The sequence below is a fragment of the Cupriavidus sp. GW822-FHT02D05 genome (assembly GCF_058802485.1).
The window spans coordinates 221,177-239,309 of the sequence record NZ_JBXAOE010000011.1 but is presented as its reverse complement, the minus strand read 5'-3'; the positions used below and the strand labels follow the sequence as shown (position 1 = coordinate 239,309).

Annotated in this window: 13 protein-coding genes, 1 tRNA gene and 1 pseudogene; 11 read left to right on the top strand and 4 right to left on the bottom strand. The window is 66.5% G+C overall.

The features are described from left to right. Window positions 1–87: 87 nt before the first annotated feature. The 4 genes from AC1RQK_RS17020 (at window position 88) to AC1RQK_RS17005 (ending at window position 4,891) form a co-directional block, all read left to right on the top strand. On the top strand, window positions 88–2,412 hold the full coding sequence (locus tag AC1RQK_RS17020; protein ID WP_492809977.1) for a DNA translocase FtsK: 2,325 nt from the start codon (window positions 88–90) through the stop codon (window positions 2,410–2,412). 133 nt (window positions 2,413–2,545) lie between these two features. Continuing rightward, the gene (gene lolA / locus AC1RQK_RS17015) at window positions 2,546–3,184 is read left to right on the top strand and encodes an outer membrane lipoprotein chaperone LolA (RefSeq protein WP_492809975.1); all 639 of its coding nucleotides are present in this window, start codon (window positions 2,546–2,548) and stop codon (window positions 3,182–3,184) included. An 8-nt stretch (window positions 3,185–3,192) separates the two neighbouring features. Then, a complete protein-coding gene (locus AC1RQK_RS17010) occupies window positions 3,193–3,612 on the top strand; it encodes a hypothetical protein (RefSeq protein WP_492376502.1) in 420 nt (139 codons plus the stop codon). Window positions 3,613–3,847: 235 nt separating this feature from the next. Then, window positions 3,848–4,891, top strand: coding sequence for a Fe(3+) ABC transporter substrate-binding protein (locus tag AC1RQK_RS17005; RefSeq protein ID WP_492809973.1), 1,044 nt, complete (start codon window positions 3,848–3,850; stop codon window positions 4,889–4,891). 72 nt (window positions 4,892–4,963) lie between these two features. On the opposite strand, the gene AC1RQK_RS17000 is transcribed toward AC1RQK_RS17005, so the two are convergent. Both AC1RQK_RS17000 and AC1RQK_RS16995 read right to left on the bottom strand, forming a co-directional pair. Then, complete coding sequence (locus tag AC1RQK_RS17000; RefSeq protein ID WP_492376500.1) at window positions 4,964–5,644, bottom strand: hypothetical protein; 681 nt, start codon at window positions 5,642–5,644, stop codon at window positions 4,964–4,966. Between the two features lie 233 nt (window positions 5,645–5,877). After that, window positions 5,878–7,530 (bottom strand): ABC transporter permease, encoded by a 1,653-nt coding sequence (locus AC1RQK_RS16995; RefSeq protein WP_492809970.1) that lies wholly within the window; start codon window positions 7,528–7,530, stop codon window positions 5,878–5,880. Between the two features lie 198 nt (window positions 7,531–7,728). Here AC1RQK_RS16995 and AC1RQK_RS16990 point away from each other — a divergent pair, with 198 nt between their 5' ends. The 7 genes and pseudogenes from AC1RQK_RS16990 to AC1RQK_RS16960 all read left to right on the top strand — a co-directional run. Continuing rightward, complete coding sequence (locus AC1RQK_RS16990; RefSeq protein WP_492809968.1) at window positions 7,729–8,790, top strand: ABC transporter ATP-binding protein; 1,062 nt, start codon at window positions 7,729–7,731, stop codon at window positions 8,788–8,790. Window positions 8,791–8,906: 116 nt separating this feature from the next. Beyond that, window positions 8,907–9,953, top strand: coding sequence for a TRAP transporter substrate-binding protein (locus tag AC1RQK_RS16985; protein ID WP_492809966.1), 1,047 nt, complete (start codon window positions 8,907–8,909; stop codon window positions 9,951–9,953). Window positions 9,954–10,070: 117 nt separating this feature from the next. Continuing rightward, complete coding sequence (locus tag AC1RQK_RS16980) at window positions 10,071–11,438, top strand: replication-associated recombination protein A (protein WP_174423246.1); 1,368 nt, start codon at window positions 10,071–10,073, stop codon at window positions 11,436–11,438. Window positions 11,439–11,595: 157 nt separating this feature from the next. After that, window positions 11,596–12,909 (top strand): serine--tRNA ligase, encoded by a 1,314-nt coding sequence (gene serS / locus AC1RQK_RS16975; protein ID WP_492809964.1) that lies wholly within the window; start codon window positions 11,596–11,598, stop codon window positions 12,907–12,909. A gap of 78 nt (window positions 12,910–12,987) precedes the next feature. Beyond that, window positions 12,988–13,077: transfer RNA gene (locus tag AC1RQK_RS16970), tRNA-Ser, on the top strand. Between the two features lie 744 nt (window positions 13,078–13,821). Continuing rightward, complete coding sequence (locus tag AC1RQK_RS16965) at window positions 13,822–14,691, top strand: DUF1653 domain-containing protein (RefSeq protein ID WP_492809962.1); 870 nt, start codon at window positions 13,822–13,824, stop codon at window positions 14,689–14,691. 4 nt (window positions 14,692–14,695) lie between these two features. Continuing rightward, window positions 14,696–15,535: pseudogene (locus AC1RQK_RS16960) on the top strand (phosphatase PAP2 family protein); the annotation flags it as partial. A 157-nt stretch (window positions 15,536–15,692) separates the two neighbouring features. On the opposite strand, the gene paeA reads toward AC1RQK_RS16960, so the two are convergent. Both paeA and AC1RQK_RS16950 read right to left on the bottom strand, forming a co-directional pair. Next, entirely contained in the window at window positions 15,693–17,006 is a 1,314-nt protein-coding gene (paeA, locus tag AC1RQK_RS16955; RefSeq protein ID WP_492809960.1) for a polyamine export protein PaeA, read from the bottom strand. Between the two features lie 85 nt (window positions 17,007–17,091). After that, window positions 17,092–18,045: a LysR family transcriptional regulator gene (locus tag AC1RQK_RS16950; protein WP_492376699.1), complete on the bottom strand. Its 954-nt coding sequence runs from the start codon at window positions 18,043–18,045 to the stop codon at window positions 17,092–17,094. Window positions 18,046–18,133 lie beyond the last annotated feature (88 nt).

The following is an 18,133-nucleotide window of genomic DNA, read 5'->3' as shown; positions in this document are numbered from 1 at the left end:
CTGTTGCAAATTCCAATGGGAACGATAGCCCTGGCCAAGGTTAAAATGGCCGGCACACCCTCTTCAGTTGGCAACCCAGATCCAGGCATGGCCCGAGCTACTACCACAACACGTACTGATCCTTCCGCGCTGCCCTCGCGCATCGGCAAGCTGCTGGGCGAAGTGCGCTGGTTCCTGTTGCTGGCGGTCACACTGGCCTTCGTCTGCATCCTGGCCAGCTACAGCAAGGCGGATCCGGGCTGGTCGCACGCCAACCAGGTGGCCGACATCCACAACCTCGGCGGCCGCGTGGGCGCCTGGATGGCCGATGTGCTGTTCTTTATCTTCGGCTTCTCCGCCTACTGGTGGGCGGTGTTGCTGGTGCGCCGCTGCTGGCGCGGCTGGCGTGCGCTGACCGCCGAGCTGCCCGAGCGCAACGGCGAGGCACGGCAGGGCCTGGTGGTGAGCTGGATCGGCTTTGGCCTGTCGCTGACCGCCAGCATGGGCCTGGAGGCCATCCGCATGTATCCGCTGCGCGCCGCGCTGCCACGCGCCCCGGGTGGCGTGCTGGGCGACCTGCTCGGTGGCTGGATGCAGATGGCGCTGGGCTTCACCGGCGCCACGCTGCTGCTCTTGCTGACGCTGGCCATCGGCCTGTCGCTGTTCTTCCATTTCTCGTGGCTGTCGGTGGCCGAGCACGTGGGCGGCTTCGTCGAGACGCTCTTCCTCGGCTTCAAGGCGCGCCGCGAAAGCAAGCAGGATCGCATCATCGGCGAGGCGGCCAAGGTCGTGCGCACCGAAACCGTGGAAGTGCAGCGGGTCAAGATCGAGGAGGCCACGCCGGTGCAGATCGTGCGGCCCCAGGCGGTGCCCAAGCACGAACGCGTGGAGCGCGAGAAGCAGCAGCCGCTGTTCGCCGATATCCAGGACTCCGACCTGCCGCCGCTGGCGCTGCTGGACCCCATCCCCACGCACCAGGAAACCGTCAGCGCCGAAACGCTGGAATTCACCTCGCGCCTGATCGAGAAGAAGCTCAAGGATTTCGGTGTCGAGGTCAAGGTGGTGGCGGCCTACCCGGGCCCGGTCATCACCCGCTACGAAATCGAGCCGGCCACCGGCGTCAAGGGCAGCCAGGTGGTCAACCTGGCGCGTGACCTGGCGCGTTCGCTGTCGCTGGTTTCCATTCGCGTGGTGGAAACCATCCCCGGCAAGATCTACATGGGGCTGGAACTGCCCAACCCCAAGCGCCAGACGGTGCGGCTGTCCGAGATCCTCGGCTCGCAGGTCTACAACGAGAGCGCGTCCAACCTCACGATGGCGCTGGGCAAGGACATCGCCGGCAAGCCCATGGTGGCGGATCTGGCCAAGATGCCGCACTGCATGGTGGCGGGTACCACCGGCTCCGGCAAGTCGGTTGGCATCAACGCCATGATCCTGTCGCTGCTCTACAAGGCCAAGGCCGAGCAGGTGCGGCTGATCCTGATCGACCCCAAGATGCTGGAGATGAGTGTCTACGAAGGCATCCCACATCTGCTGTGCCCGGTGGTGACCGACATGCGCCAGGCCGGCAACGCCCTGAACTGGGCGGTCGGCGAGATGGAGCGGCGCTACAAGCTGATGAGCAAGCTGGGCGTGCGCAACCTGGCCGGCTACAACAAGAAGATCGACGAAGCCGCCTCGCGCGAGGAGAAGCTTCCCAACCCGTTCAGCCTGACCCCGGACGCGCCCGAGCCGCTTGAGAAGCTGCCGATGATCGTGATCGTGATCGACGAGCTGGCCGACCTGATGATGGTGGTGGGCAAGAAGGTGGAAGAGCTGATCGCGCGCATCGCGCAGAAGGCCCGCGCCGCCGGCATCCACCTGGTGCTGGCCACGCAGCGTCCGTCGGTCGACGTGATCACTGGCCTGATCAAGGCCAACGTGCCGACCCGCATCGCCTTCCAGGTCAGCAGCAAGATCGATTCGCGCACCATCCTCGACCAGCAGGGCGCGGAGGCGTTGCTCGGCATGGGCGATATGCTCTACCTGGCGCCGGGCACCGGCGTGCCGATCCGGGTCCACGGCGCCTTTGTCTCCGACGATGAAGTGCACCGCGTGGTCGAAAAGCTCAAGGAAGGCGGCGAGACCAACTACATCGAGGGCATCCTCGAAGGCGGCGTGGCCGAGGGCGACCTGGGCAGCGATGGCATGGGCGGTGGCGCTGGCATTGGCGGCGGCGGCGAGGCCGATCCGCTCTACGACCAGGCTGTCGACGTGGTGCTGAAGAACCGCCGCGCCTCGATCTCCCTGGTGCAGCGCCACCTGCGCATCGGCTATAACCGTGCCGCGCGGCTGCTGGAGGACATGGAAAAGGCTGGTCTGGTTTCCGCCATGTCGGGCAACGGCAATCGCGACATCCTGGCCCCGGCAGGCACCGCCCGCGAGGAAGAATAAGCTGCCGCGCGTAACATGCCGTTACGTGCGAAGCACATCGTTGCGGAATCTGGCGCCCGCGCGCCGCTCTAACCGGACAGGCAGTGCAGCCGCCCCGGCGGTGCGCACCCTCCAACCCAGCAAGGACAACACCATGCGAATCCGCATTCTCGCGTCGGTATGCGCCGCGGCGGCCATGCTGTCGCTGACAGCGACGGCGGCCATGGCGGCCGGCACCGACCAGCTCCAGGCCTTTGTGGCGGGCGTGAAGAGCGCCAAGGGCGAATTTACCCAGCGCCAGGTCAAGGGGCAGGGCGATAGCCTCAAGGTGGCCGGCACCTCCAGCGGCACCTTCGCTTTTTCGCGCCCTGGCAAGTTCACCTGGCGCTACGTCAAGCCGTACGACCAGTTGCTGCAGGCCGACGGCCAGACGCTCTACATCTACGACAAGGACCTCAACCAGGTCACCGAGCGCAAGCTCGATGGCGCCCTGGGGTCCAGCCCCGCCGCGATCCTGTTCGGCAGCAATGACCTGGAAAAGAACTTTGTCGTGAAGAACGGCCCCACGCGCGACGGCGTGGAGTGGCTTGAGCTCACGCCGAGAGCCAAGGACACGCAGTTCGAGCGCATCGGCATCGGCTTCAAGAGCGGCAACCTGGAAGCGATGGAGTTGCGCGATGCCTTCGGCAACACGACGCTCCTGACCTTCAGCGCGATGCAGAAGAATCCCGTGCTGCCGGCCGACACCTTCCGGTTTGCGGTGCCCAAGGGCGCCGACGTGCTCAAGCAATGAGGCGCGCCATGATCCCCGCATTCCTGACCCGGCCGGCCTGGCGCCGTTGCGGTGCCATTGCCGGCATTGCCGCCGCTGCGTTGCTGGCCGCCTGCGCCAGCCCCGGCGCTAGCAAGCAGTTCGACGTGGATGCCTTCCTGCGCGCCTCCGATACGGCGCTGCCGGAAGTGCTTGCCAATCCGGATTTTCTCTCCGCCACGCAGGCCAGTGCCAACGATTGCGCCGTGCTGCTGCAGTCGGTCAACAGCGGCGTGCTGGAAGGGCTGCCGCCCACCGGCAGTGGACATGGGCCAGCCTGGCTGCTGCATCCGGCCGGCGCCCCGGCCAAGGTGTGGCTGGTGGTCAGCAAGACCGGCGGCGAGCGGACCTGCCATGGGCCGCTGCCTGCCGATGCCATGAAGGCATTGGTGGAACGCGCCAGTACCTGAATGTGATGCACGGATAACGCCGGGCGCAATCGAAGACCCGGCGGTATCTGTTATCCCGGTCGGCGTTTCAGCGTCTCAATCCGCACTTTACCTCTCCAGGCTTACCACGAGAAAAATGACAGCGTTGTAACTTGACTGCTGAAACGGGAATGATTATTGTTTCCAGATTGTCTTGTCCAGGATGCATGCGTCGCATCGTCTGGACGGCATACAACAATCATCGAAGAGGAGAGTCATGACCGTATTCCGCCGCTTGCTGCCGCGCACCTCAGCGCTCGCCGCGCTCGCTGTTCTGGCACTGCCGCTCGCCGCGTCCGCCCAGGAAAAGGTGCTGAACCTCTACACCGCACGCCACTACCAGACCGACGAAGCGCTCTACGCCAACTTCACCAAGCAGACCGGCATCAAGATCAACCGCATCGAGGGCCAGGAAGACCCGCTGCTGGAGCGCATCAGGAGCGAGGGCGCCAATAGCCCGGCAGATGTATTTATCACCGTCGACATCGGCCGGCTGTGGCGGGCCCAGCAGGCGGGCGTGTTCGCGCCGCTCAAGTCGAGCGTGCTGGAGTCGCGCATTCCCGCCAACTACCGCGACCCGAACGGCGACTGGTTCGGCTTCTCGGCGCGGGCTCGCGTAATTGCCTACAACAAGGCCGCGGTCAAGCCCGGCGACATCAAGACCTACGAAGATCTCGCCGATCCCAAATGGAAGGGCAAGCTGTGCATCCGCTCCAGCGGCCACGTGTACAACCTGTCGCTGATGTCCAGCCTGATCGCCCATGACGGCGAGGCCAAGACCGAGCAATGGACGCGCGGCGTGGTGGCCAACCTGGCGCGCGCGCCCAAGGGCGGCGATACCGACCAGCTCAAGGCCGTGGCGGCAGGCGAGTGCGATATCGCGGTGGCCAACACCTACTACATCGCGCGCATCCTCAAGTCGACCAAGCCCGAGGACAAGGCCGTGGCGGAGAAGCTCGGCGTGCTGTGGCCCAACCAGGCCAGCCAGGGCGTGCACATGAACATCTCCGGCGGCGGCATGCTCAAGCATGCGCCTAACAAGGCGTCCGCGCGCGCGTTCCTGGAGTACCTGGCCAGCGATGACGCGCAGCGCTATTTTGCCGATGGCAACAATGAGTGGCCGGTGGTGGAGAGCGTGAAGATCAGCAATCCGACGCTGGAAGCGCTGGGCAGCTTCAAGGCGGACAAGATCAACGTGGCCGAACTAGGCAAGCACCAGCCGCAAGCGCAGAAGCTGGCGGACAAGGCTGGCTACAAGTAAGAAAGCAAGAAGGCGCCAGCGCGGCCTGGCTGGCGGGACGGGGATGGCGGCGCGAGCCGCCATTTCCTATTTCTATGGCTTGGGCACGGGCCTGGCTTTGGGCCCTGGCCCCTTGGCGGCGTTGCTCTCGCTGCCTTCGCCAGGTTCAAGGCGCCGGAACTTCAGCTTTGCGCCGCGCTCCCTGTGCTTCTCGAAGGTCACCTTCAACTGCTCGCGCCGCTTTTTGTGCGAGTGGCCCAGCGTGCCAGCCGCGTATGGCAGCTTGGCCACCACCTTGCCCGCGGTCTGGCGCGCCAGCAGTACGTCCAGCGCTTGCCGCGCGCGTACCTGGGCGTGTAGCAGCGCGTCCGAAGGATTGGCCTTGGCGCGGTTCAAGTCGTAAGGCAACATGACCGGCCCGGCAAGCTGGCGCAGCGCCGCGCGGATGTGCGGGCTGTCCAGCCCGGCCTCATGGAGCACCCATGCTGCGTCATGGCGCAGCCATGGCTCCGGGTCGCCGAGCTTGCGCAGCAGGGCAAGCGAGATATCGGCCTGCCGGTAGCCGTGCGCGCGCCTTACCGCGTTGAGCGCAATGCGCCTCACATGGAAATTCTCGTGATCGAACAGGTCCGCCACCAGGCGCTCGACCATGCCAGGCTTTTCCAGCTGCTCAGCCAGTTGGCCCGCCAGGGCGATTTCCTCGACGGCGCTGATCCGGTCTTGCAGGGTCAGCCGGTTCAGCTTGAACACGAGCATGCGGTAACGAAGCTGCATAACACTCTCTGAAGACGCTGCGAACAAGTGCCGGGCAAGGATTGCCACCGGCACAGTCATGATCGGCGCGAAGCACGCCAGCGGCGGGGGCAGGCCGCCTGGCACGCGCGAGAACGGGGCGGCGAGCCGGGGAACAGCTTCGGATTAGTGAGATATCGGCAATACGTTGAAGAACTTTAGTTGAAGAACTTTAGGAAACCTCGCGGCCTGTTTCCGCGGGCGACCCGAGTGTGCTATTCCCGCGCATCCCGCCGTATCGAACGTGACAGCAGGATCACCGGCAGCAGGCCCACCGCCACGATCACCAGCGATGCCGTGGCGGCTTCGGCCAGGCGCTCGTCCGAGGCCAGGTTGTAGGCCTGCACGGCCAGTGTGTCGAAGTTGAACGGCCGCATCACAAAGGTGGCGGGCAGCTCTTTCATGACGTCGACGAAGACGATCAACGCTGCGGTCAGCAGGCTGCCGCGCAACATTGGAAGGTGCACGCGCCGCAACGTGGCGCCGGGGCCGTGGCCCAGGCTGCGCGCCGCCGCGTCCATGCCCGGCGTGATCTTGACCAGGCCGGCGTTGACGGTTTGCAGCGCCACGCCCAGAAAGCGCACCAGGTAGGCATAGACTAGTGCGGCAATGCCGCCGGTCAGCAGGAGTCCGGTCGACCATCCCAGATGCTGCTGCAGCCATGCCGACATGGCATTGTCCAGCCGCGCCACCGGCACCAGCACGCCGACCGCCACCACCGAGCCGGGCAGGGCATAGCCCATGCCGCACACCCGCGTCAGCGCGCGCAGCAGCCAGCCCCGGCCCGCGGCCATGCTGCGCCCGGCATAGCCGATCACCAGCGCGGCCAGCACCGCGATCAGCGCGGTCACGCTGGCCAGCAGGAAGCTGTTGCGCACCAGGCCGATAAAGCGCGGGCCGAACTGCGCGTCGCCTTCGGCCAGCGCCATCTTGCACAGCATCAGCGCCGGGATGGCAAAGCCCAGCAGCACCGGCACCACGCATACCAGCAGCGCCAGCGCGGCGCGCCAGCCATGCAGCCGGTAAGCCGGCGCGCGGCGCTGGCCACCATGCACGCGGGCACGGCCCCGGCTGGCGCGCTCGACCAGCAGGATGCCGATCACGAATACCAGCATGCAGGCCGACAACTGCGCGGCCGCGTTCTTGTCGCCCAGCGAGAACCACGCGCGGTAGATGCCCGTGGAAAACGTCGGGATGCCGAAGTAGGCCACCGTGCCGAAATCGGCCAGCGTCTCCATCAGCGCCAGCGCCGTGCCAGCCACGATGCCGGGGCGCGCCAGCGGTAGCATCACGCGCCAGACGCTGCCCCAGGTGCCATAGCCAAGCAGCCTTGCCGCTTCCAGCGTGTTCAGGGTTTGCTGCAGGAAGGCCGCGCGCGCGGTCAGGTAGACGTAGGGATAGAGCACCAGCGTGAACAACACGATGGCGCCGCCCAGCGAGCGGATATCCGGGAACCAGTACTCCCGCGCGCGCCAGCCGGTCAGCTCGCGCAGCCAGCTTTGCACCGGGCCGGCGAACTGCAGGGCATCGGTATAGGCGTAGGCGATGACATAGGCCGGCATCGCCAGCGGCAGCACCAGCGCCCATTCCAGCCAGGCCCGCCCGGCGAACCGGTAGGTGCTGACAAGCCACGCGGCGGGCACGCCCACCAGCAGCACGCCGGCGCAGACGCCGGCCAGCAGCCACAGCGTATTGCCAACGTACTCGGCCAGGACTGTGTCGGCCAGATGCCGCCAGGTGTCGCCGCTGGGCTCGAGCAGGCTGCCAGCCACCTGCGCGATCGGCAGCGCGATCAGCAGCGCGGCCAGGGCGGCAACCAAGGCTAACGGGTGCAGGCGGCGGGTACGGCTAGGGCGAAGCAGGCTCATGCGGCAGCGGCGTGGGTGTCGGTATTGGTGCGGGACAGGGTGAGGCCCGGCGGCGGGGCGCGGTCGGCAGGCCTTGGGGCAAGCCCTGCATTCTAGCAATGCGGATACGCCGGGCGACGCATACGCATGTGACAGACATACAGGGCCTGCGTCCATATAATGCTCGGCATGCCAGGCCACCCGCATTCCAATTCATCCATGCCAGCACGATCCGATGTTGTGATCGAGGTCGATCGCATCCACCATGGCTTCGGCAGCCAGCGCGTTGTCAACGACCTGTCCTTCACCCTCGCGCGCGGCAGCATCGCCTGCCTGCTCGGCCCCAGCGGCTGCGGCAAGACCACGGTGCTGCGCGCCATCGCCGGATTCGAGCCGCTGCGCGAAGGCCGCATCCTGCTGCAAGGGCAGGTGATGTCGTCGCCGGGGTTTGCCGTGGCGCCCGAGCACCGGCGCATCGGCATGGTGTTCCAGGATTACGCCTTGTTCCCGCACCTGAGCGTGGCGGACAACGTCGCCTTCGGGCTGCATGCCGTGCGCCGCGGCGAACGCGCGGCGCGGGTCGAGGAAATGCTCACGCTGGTGGGCCTGGCCGGTTCCGGCGGCAAGTTCCCGCACGAGCTCTCGGGCGGCCAGCAGCAGCGCGTGGCGCTGGCGCGCGCACTGGCACCGAAGCCGGAGCTGCTGCTGCTCGACGAGCCGTTCTCCAATCTCGACATCGACCTGCGCGAGCGCCTGAGCCTGGAGGTGCGTGACATCCTTAAAGCTCAGGGCGCCACCGCCATTCTGGTCACCCACGACCAGTACGAAGCCTTTGCCATGGCAGATGAGATCGGCGTGATGCACGCCGGCGCCATCGAGCAGTGGGACAGCGCGCACAACCTCTATCACCGGCCGGCCACACGCGTGGTCGCGGACTTCATCGGGCAGGGCGTGCTGATGCCGGGGCAGCTTGCCAGCCCGCACTCGGTCGTGCTGGAACTCGGCACGCTGCATAGCAGCGAGCCGTTGGGCGTACCACCCGCAACGGCAGAGGTCGATGTGCTGATCCGCCCCGACGATATCGTGCACGACGATGACAGCCCGCTGCGCGCGAAGATCCTGCACAAGGCCTTTCGCGGTGCCGAGATCCTGTACACGCTACGCTTGGCCGGCGGCGGCCAGGTGTTGTCGCTGGTGCCTTCGCATCACGACCATGCGCTCGGCGAGCACATCGGCATTCGCGTGGAGGTGGACGACGTGGTGGCGTTCCGGCGCGGCTGAGCGCACCGCCAGGGCCCTGGCGGCTTACTTGCTTACTTGTTCGACGCCACCGCCTTACAGCTTCATAGCTTCACGGCTTCACGGCTTCATTACCTCAAGATTCCAGGACTCTCATCATGTTTGCTTCCCCGAAGTGCGCATCCCAACTGCTGCGCCGCCAATGCCTGCGCCGCGGCCTGCTGCTAGCCTTGCTGGCCTGTGGCGCAAACCTGGCCTGGGCGCAGCCGGCTGCTGCGGCCACCTGGCGGATGGCCACCGAATACCCGGCCAGCGCCATGCCTGGTGAAGGGCTGGCTACCTTCGCCGACGAGGTCAAGGCGCGCACCGCAGGCGCGATCGACGTCAAGCCCAGCTTTGACGCCAGCGCGGGCGTCAAGTCCGCGCAGATGCCGGCGGCGGTGAAAGAAGGGCGGCTGGAGGGCGGCGATGCCTTCGGCGGCGCGCTGGGTGCGGTCGATCCGCTGTTCCTGCTGTCGTCGCTGCCGTTCGTCGCCACCTCGGTGGATTCGGCCAGGCGCCTGGCCGAACTGGCCCGCGCCGACTATGCGCGCGCCTTCGAGGCACAGGGGCAACACTTGCTCTACGTTACGCCCTGGCCGCCCACCGGCTTGTGGTCGCGCAACGCGGTTGCCACGCTGACGGACCTGCGCGCACTTTCGGTGCGCACCTATGACGAGACGTCCACCGAAGTCATGCGTGCTGCCGGCGCGCAGCCGACCAACCTGTCGTTTGCCGACGCGATGCCGCGCCTGAAGGACGGCTCGGTCAACGCGGTGCTGTCTTCCGGCGACGGCGGCGCGGGCCGCAAGCTGTGGGACTACCTGCCCAACTTCACGGCCATCGGCTATGCGATGCCGTTGTCGTTCACCACGGTCAATGCGGCCGCGTACGCGGCCTTGCCGCCCGCTTTGCGCGCCTCGGTAGACGCAGCCGCGCAGGCGACCGAGCAAAAGCAGTGGGCGCGCCTGGGCACACGGCTGGAAGAAAATACCACGCGCATGCGGGCCAACGGCGTGACCATCCAGGACAATCCCGCCCCGGCGGTGCGGCAGGCGCTACGCGATGCCGGCGCGGGCGCGGTGGCGGCCTGGCGCACGCGCGTGGGCAGCGAGCGCGCTGGCGTGCTCGATGTCTTCACGCGCAGTGAGCGCGCCGCGCGCTGATTCGCTAGCCGTAGCGGGCTGCGCGGCCGGCCGCGCGCGATGGTCTACACTGTCAGGTTCCTAGGCGCAGCGGGCACGCACCGTGCGCGCCTGACCTGACTTAAAGGCCTGAATACCGTGGCGGACACGCTGTTTTCCGAAGCTCCCGATCGTTCCCAACAACCCCTGGCCGAGCGCCTGCGCCCGCGCAATATCGATGAGGTGATCGGCCAGCAACACCTGCTTGGCGCTGGCAAGCCGCTGCGGGTGGCGTTCGCGTCCGGCGAGCCGCACTCCATGATCCTGTGGGGCCCGCCCGGCGTGGGCAAGACCACGCTGGCGAGGCTGATGGCCACAGCCTTCGACGCCGAGTTCATCGCGCTGTCGGCGGTGCTGTCCGGCGTCAAGGACATCCGCGAGGCGGTCGAGCGCGCCGAGCAATACCGTGCCCACGGACGGCGCACGCTGGTGTTCGTGGACGAGGTGCACCGCTTCAACAAGAGTCAGCAGGATGCCTTCCTGCCGCACGTGGAAAGCGGGCTGTTCACCTTTATCGGCGCCACCACCGAGAACCCGTCATTCGAGGTCAACGGCGCCTTGCTGTCGCGCGCCGCGGTCTACGTGCTCAAGAGCCTGGACGACGCCGAGCTGACGCAGCTGGCGCGGCGCGCCAGCGAAGAGCTGGGCGGCCTGCAGTGGGAGGACGAGGCGCTGCAGCTGATCGTGGCCTCGGCCGATGGCGATGGCCGCAAGCTGCTCAACAATATCGAGATCGTGGCGCGCGCCGCGCGCAGTGCCGGCGCGCCGGTCATCGACAACGCGCTGCTCGGCAGCGCCTTGTCGGAGAACCTGCGCCGCTTCGACAAGGGCGGCGACGCGTTCTACGATCAGATCAGCGCGCTGCATAAATCCGTGCGCGGCTCCGATCCCGATGCCACGTTGTACTGGTTCTGCCGCATGATCGACGGCGGTGCCGATCCGCGCTACCTGGCGCGCCGCATCGTGCGCATGGCGTGGGAGGACATCGGCCTGGCCGATCCGCGTGCCGCCCGCATCACGCTGGATGCCGCCGAGACCTACGAGCGCCTAGGCTCGCCGGAGGGCGAGCTCGCGCTGGCGCAAGCCCTGATCTACCTGGCCGTGGCCCCCAAGTCCAATGCCGGCTACAACGCCTACAACACCGCGCGCGCCTTCGTGGCCAAGGACAAGTCGCGCGGCGTGCCGGTGCACCTGCGCAACGCACCGACCAAGCTGATGAAAGAGCTGGGCTACGGCCACGCCTACCGCTATGCGCACGACGAGCCCGAAGCCTACGCCGCCGGCGAGCACTACTTCCCCGACGACCTCAAGCGCCCGGGCTGGTACAAGCCCACGCCGCGCGGGCTGGAAGGCAAGATCGGCGACAAGCTGCGCCACCTGCGCGATCTTGACGCGCAGTGGCTGCGGCAGCAGGGCAAAGGCAAGGGCCGGGACGAAGGCGGCGGCGAGGGCGGCGGAGCGCAATAACGCGCATCGCCCCTGGCCGGCGGCGCGTCCCCGCGAACAACGGGCGATCCGCCAGCTTGTTCTCCAGCCAGCGGATCGGCGTGGGCCCGGGCCAGTACAGTAAAATGCCAGATCCGCCAGCATGTCGCTGGCCAATGCACCTGCCCTCACACGCAACATGCTAGACATCCAGCTGTTCCGCAAAGACATCGACGCCGTGGCGCAACGCCTTGCCACGCGCGGATTCCAACTCGACGTAGCGGCCTTCCAGGCACTCGAAGCCGAGCGCAAGCAACTGCAGACCCAGACCGAGGAACTGCAGGCGCGCCGCAACAGCCTCTCCAAGCAGATCGGCATGCTCAAGGGCAAGGGCGAAGACGCCTCGGCGGTGATGGCTGAAGTCGGCGGCATCGGCGATGCCCTCAAGGCCTCGGCCGCGCGCCTGGAAGAAATCCAGGCCCAGCTCGCCGAGATCATGGAAGCCATCCCCAACCTGCCGCACGAAAGCGTGCCGGTGGGCCGGGATGAGACCGGCAACGTGGAAGTGCGCCGCGTCGGCACGCCGCGCAGCTTCGACTTCGAGGTCAAGGACCACGTCGACGTGGGCGAGCGCCTCGGGCTGGATTTCGATACCGCGAGCAAGGTCACGGGCTCGCGCTTCGCCATGCTGCGCGGTGGCATCGCACGCATGCATCGCGCGCTGGTGCAGCTGATGCTGGACACCCATACGCTTGAGCACGGCTACACCGAGATGTACGTGCCTTACATCGTCAATGCCGCCTCGATGCGCGGCACCGGCCAATTGCCCAAGTTCGAGGAAGACCTGTTCAAGGTGCCGCGCAAGGTCGGTGGCGAGAACAGCGAAGGTGGCGAGCGCACCGAGAACTTCTACCTGATCCCCACGGCCGAAGTGCCGCTGACCAACATCGTGCGCGACGCCATCGTGGCCGGCGACAAGCTGCCGCTGCGCTTCGTTGCCCACACGCCTTGCTTCCGCTCGGAAGCCGGCTCCTACGGCCGCGACACGCGCGGCATGATCCGCCAGCATCAGTTCGACAAGGTCGAACTCGTCCAGGTGGTGCAGCCCGAGCATTCGTTCGAAGCGCTAGAGCAGCTCACCGGCCATGCAGAAGCCATCCTGAAGAAGCTGGACCTGCCGTTCCGCACCATGGTGCTATGCACCGGCGACATGGGCTTTGGCAGCACCAAGACCTATGACCTCGAAGTGTGGATCCCCGCGCAGGGCACCTACCGCGAGATCAGCTCCTGCTCGAACATGGGCGACTTCCAGGCCCGCCGCATGCAGGCCCGCTTCCGCGCAGGCCAGGGCAAGCCGGAACTGCTGCACACGCTCAACGGCTCCGGCCTGGCGGTTGGCCGCACGCTGGTGGCGATCCTGGAGAACTACCAGAACGCCGACGGCTCGCTGACGGTGCCGGCCGCATTGCAGCCGTATCTGGGCGGCCTGACGCGCCTGGAGCCCGAGGCGTAAATTTTCACGCGAGGGGCTTGCGGTGGAAATGTAGTTTCCTCTATAATCTTGTTCTTCGCGACAAGCGACCCAGTTACCGGAGAGGTGGCAGAGTGGTCGAATGTACCTGACTCGAAATCAGGCGTAGGTGCGAGCCTACCGTGGGTTCGAATCCCACCCTCTCCGCCAGCAGTACGCAAAGCCCCACGATTCCTCACAGAGTCGTGGGGCTTTTGCTTTGGGGTGCGTTCGTGTTGCCGGCGCTATGGCTGGCAAGTTGCGCGCCGAGCCTGCTAGTCCACGCAGATATACTTTGCTCATCGCCGCAACCACAGCGACCGGGATTGGCGTCCCGAACGAAAAGGCGGACAGTCGCCATCGGGCGATTTTTTACGTCCGTTATGCCTCTGCCTGCTTTCATTGGGCGGGCCTGGGCAGGGGAGCCTTCGGGCTCGCCGGATCCTTTTCGCCGGTACGCCAACCTTGCCTCGCGCCCGCCCGCCTACCCACCCCGACTGGTGTCGAGGTGCAGGATCGGGGCTAGCGGCGTAATCGATGACGGTGGTGGCGCCTGCGAAGCGCGCCGGACATGGCAACCTGCCGCCAGACCTCTATATTGGTTAAGTGGCAACCGCCACGTCGACCAGAATGGAGGTAAGGCATGAGCCGGAACGCTCACTCCAATTCGAAGCGGCCATCCCCGAACATCCGCATTGAGAAACGGCATAGCAAGGAGAGCGAGGTGCAGGAGATGTCTCTCAAGGACCCGAAGATGGCTGAACCTGGCGCAATGCGTCAGCGCACGCATCGCAAGTAATGTAGCCAACGCGTAGCCAACCACGCAGTCAACCCTGCGCACCCGCGCGGGGCCCGCAAGCGGCCCCGCGCAGTCAATGCACTATCATGACGCTGCTCCGATTTGAACAGCCGCTCATGACACAGTCTTCTTGCCAGTCTTCCCCGCACGCCGTGCCCGGCGCAGATGGGTCCTCCGACTATCTCCACGGCATGCCCTATCGCCATTACAAGGGCGGCGCCTATGCCATGGTTGGCCTCGGCGTGATCGAGTCTGACTTGTCGCAGGTGGTGGTGTACGAGTCGATGCGGGACCGCTCCCGCTTGTGGGTGCGGCCGCTGGATGTGTTCGGTGAAAACGTGGACACGCCGCAGGGCACGCAAGCGCGTTTCGCGCCGGACTGGCCGGCTGCGCTGGCTTGCCTGGACTTCTTGCCGCGCGCGACGGTGTTGCAGGTGCTGGCCTGCTACGACGCGCCTTACCGCCACTACCACGATCGCCGCCATGTGCTGGAGATGTTCGCGCTGGCGCAGGCGCGCGGCATTGCGCTCGCGCCCGCGCAGGCGCTTGCCGTGCTGTTCCACGACGCGGTCTACGTGCCGGGCTGCGAGCACAACGAAGCGGCGTCGGCCGCGTTGATCGAGACCATGGTGAGCGGGGTCGATGCGGCGGTGACAGCGCTGGCCGCGCGCATCGTGATGGATACCTGCGGGCATCGTGCATCGGTGCCGGAGTCCGAGGCGGTGCTGGATCTGGACCTGTCCCGGCTGGCTGCGCCCGACGCGGAATTCGATGCGTGGACTGTCGCTGTGTTCGAGGAAAACAAGGCGCTGCTGGCCAATCGCACTGGCCTGTCTGGCGATGCCCTGTACGCGGCATTCATGCAGCGGCGGATCGCGTTCCTGCAGGCGATGGCGCAGCGGCCACACTTGTTCCTCACGCCAGCCTTTGCCGATTGCGAAGCGCCGGCACGCGCCAATATCGCGCGTATGGCGGCAGGGGGCTGAGCCGATGGTGGCTGCTCCCGTTCAAGCGCTCGCGGCCGTCCAGCCGGCTGGCGCGTCCTGGCTCACGCCGGCAACCGCGCTGGGCGTGGTGGGCCTTCTCGCTTTGTTCGCGTTGTTGCTGCTCTGTGTGGTGCGCGGCTTGCTGCTGGTGATCCGCCCGCTGGTGCGCAGGCTCGATGCCGCGCGCTTGCGTGCCCGCGATGCGCTGCGGACGCGGGACACGCAGCCGTGGCCGCGCGTAGCCGGCATGCTGGAGCGCGATATCGTCGAGCTGCTCCTGCTGGCGGCAGGCGGTGTGTTGTTGCTGGCTTGCGCAGCCGCGTTGCTGTGGCTGGGCGAATCCATCGCCGAAGGCGCGCCGCTGGTGCAGGTGGACCAGGCGGTGTTCGCGCAGCTTCGCGCGTGGCAGCAGGGCTGGCTGGATACGGCCATGGTGGCGCTGACCGAGCTGGGTGGCGCGCGGGTGTCCGTGGCGGTGGGCGTGGCGGTCTTTGGCTGGCTGGCATGGCGCCGTGCCTGGGTGGCGGCAGCTTACTGGGTGGGGGCGCTGGTTGGCGCGCGCGCCTGCGTGATGGTGCTCAAGCTTGCCCTTGAGCGCAGCCGGCCGGCCAGCATCTACGGCGGCCTGGAGTCGTTCTCGTTTCCTAGCGGCCACGCCACCAGCAGCATGGTGACCTATGGCTTCCTGGCCTTCCTGCTGTGCCTGCGCCAGCCGTGGCGGGTACGGATGCCGGTGGTGGCGCTGACCGCGGTGGTGGTGACGCTGATCTGCCTGTCGCGGCTCTACCTTGGCATGCACTGGCTGTCCGACGTGCTGGCGGGCTGCGCGCTCGGCTTTGCCTGGATCGTGCTGCTGGGCACCGCCTATGCCACCCTGCATGCACCGGAACGCCTGGCGCCGCTGCGCCTGGGCGCGGTCGCCGCCGCGGCGGTGGTGGTGGTTGGCACGTGGATCGTGGTGTTCCAGCTGCCCGGCACGGTCGAGCGGTATCGCCGCGCGCTTACGGCTGGAACGGCGCCGCCAGCGGCAGCCGCGAAACCAGCAACTGATCGATCTTGTGATGGTCGATGTCCAGCACTTCAAAGCGGAATCCCGCAGCCTCGATCGCTTCCGACTTCTTCGGGATCCGCTTGAGCGTGTAGATGACGAGCCCGGCGGCCGTGTCGACGTAATCCTCGCCGGGCAGCTCGTCGAGCTCCAGCGCCTTCTTCAGGTCCACCAGCGGCGTGACGCCGTCGACCAGCCATGAGCTTTCGTCGCGCCGCACGATCTGTTCATCCTCGGTGGAGTAGATGATGTTGCCCATCAGCGCGCCGACGATATCGTCCAGCGTGACGATGCCCACCACCAGCCCGTATTCGTTCATGACCACCGCAAAGTTCTGGTGCATCTCGCGAAAGCGCGTGAGCGATTCGGTGAGCGTCAGCGTGTCCGGGATCACCAGCACGTTCTTGTCGTGGTGTTTGCCGATATTGCCGATGTTGCCCATCACGCCGGTGGAATCGTCGGCAAGGAACAGCTGCAGGATGTCCTTCGAATCGATGTAGCCCAGCACGTCGTCGAGGTTGTGCCCGCACACCGGATACTGCGCGTGCGGATAGTTGACCAGCTTGCGCCGCAGGCTGTCGGGGGATTCGTCCAGGCCGATGTAGACCACATCGTCGCGCGGGGTCATCACCGCGGTGACGCTTTTCGCGTCCAGCTCGAACACGTTCTCGATCAGGTGGATCTCGTGCTTGTGCAGCACACCGGCCTCCGCCCCGGCATCGACCATGGCGGCGATGTCCTCCGAGGTGATCTGGTCGATGTGCTTGGTGGGCACGCCGAACAGATGCAGCGTGGCATTGGCGGCACCGTTGAAGACGTAGACCAGTGGCTTGAAGATCTTGATGAGCGTGAGCATCGGCCCGATCACCGCCAGCGCGCAGGCTTCGGGAAACGTCATGGCGATGCGCTTGGGGATCAGGTCGGCGAACTGGATAAAGAGCAGGGTGACGATCAGGAAGGAGCCGACATTGGCGATGCGCTGGGTGGTGACCACGTCCAGGTAGGGCAGCAGCGCCGTCTGCAACAGGTCGGAGACATGCTTCTCGCCGACGATACCGGCCAGGATGGCCACGCTGTTGACGCCGATCTGCACGATGGTGAAGAAGTTGCCCGGCTCCTCCTTGAGCAGCATGATCTTGGTGGCGCGGCGGTCGCCACGCTCGGACAGCGTCTGCAGCTTGGTGCGGCGCGATGCGGTCAGCGCGATCTCGGAAATCGAGAAGAAGGCGCTGATCAGGATGAGGAGAAGCAGGGTCAGGGCGAACATAGGTTTGGGAAAGCACCGTTCAGGCACTTTGATGATGGTGCACGGCGCACGGTACTGTCAAATTCCGCAAGGGCGGCGGGACGTTTCATCTAGGCGCATGCTCAAAACTGACCGCCGGCGCTTCCAGTCGCTGCGGCAGCGCAGCAGCCAGTTCCCGTGCGGCGGCGGCAAACTGTTCGCGCATCGCGTCGGCCAGGCTGGAACTGCCGCGGTGGCTGGCGCGCAGCAACTGGATCTCGAAAGGCAACGCGGGCTTGACCTCGTGCAGCGAAACTCGCTGCGGGTTTGCGCCCAGCGCGGTGTACTGGTCGAGCAAGGTAAGGCCCAGGCCGGCATCGACCAGTGCCAGCGCCAGCGAATAGGTCTGGACTTCCAGCGTGGAACGCGGCTCAAGCGCATTGCGCGCCAGCGTCTGGCGCACCAGCAGCCCAAGCGAGCTGTTGTCGTCGTAGGCAATGAAGGGACGCTCAACCAGCTTGTGCATCGGCACGTCGGCCCGCCGGCCACGGGCCGCCAGCGGCTCGCCGCGCGGCACCGCCAGCAGCATCTGGCCACCAGCTACCGGTTCGCTGGTGATGGCTTCGTGGCGTGGTGGCGAGAAGGCGAAGCCCAGGTCGATCTGGTTAGCCAGCAGCCCTTGCACGATCTCGTCGGTGTGGTGGGTCAGTACCTGCACCTGGGTGTCGGGATGGCGCGCGCAAAAGCGGCGTACGGCTGGCACCAGCAGCGGATTGGCCAGGCTGGGCGTGGCCGCCACGCGCAGGCGGCCGGCGCCTTTGTGGCGCAGGCTTTCGGAGACGCGGCGCACCCGCTCGATCTCGCCATATAGCCGCTCGACATCGCCATACAGCGCGCCGGCCTCCGGCGTGGCCTGCAGCCTGCCTTTCACCCGGTCGAACAAACGGAAGCCGAGCGTGGCCTCGGCATGCTGCAGCACGCGCGTGACCACCGGCTGGGAGACGTGCAGCAGGCGCGCGGCCTCACTGACGGTGCCGGTCAGCATGACCGCGCGAAAGACTTCGATCTGACGCAATCGCATGTGGCAGGGGAGGGCGCTGCAGCAAAGCGGCACCCATAGCCTAAAGACATATTCTTGCACGTATTCGCATTGGGCAAGGCGGGCCGCG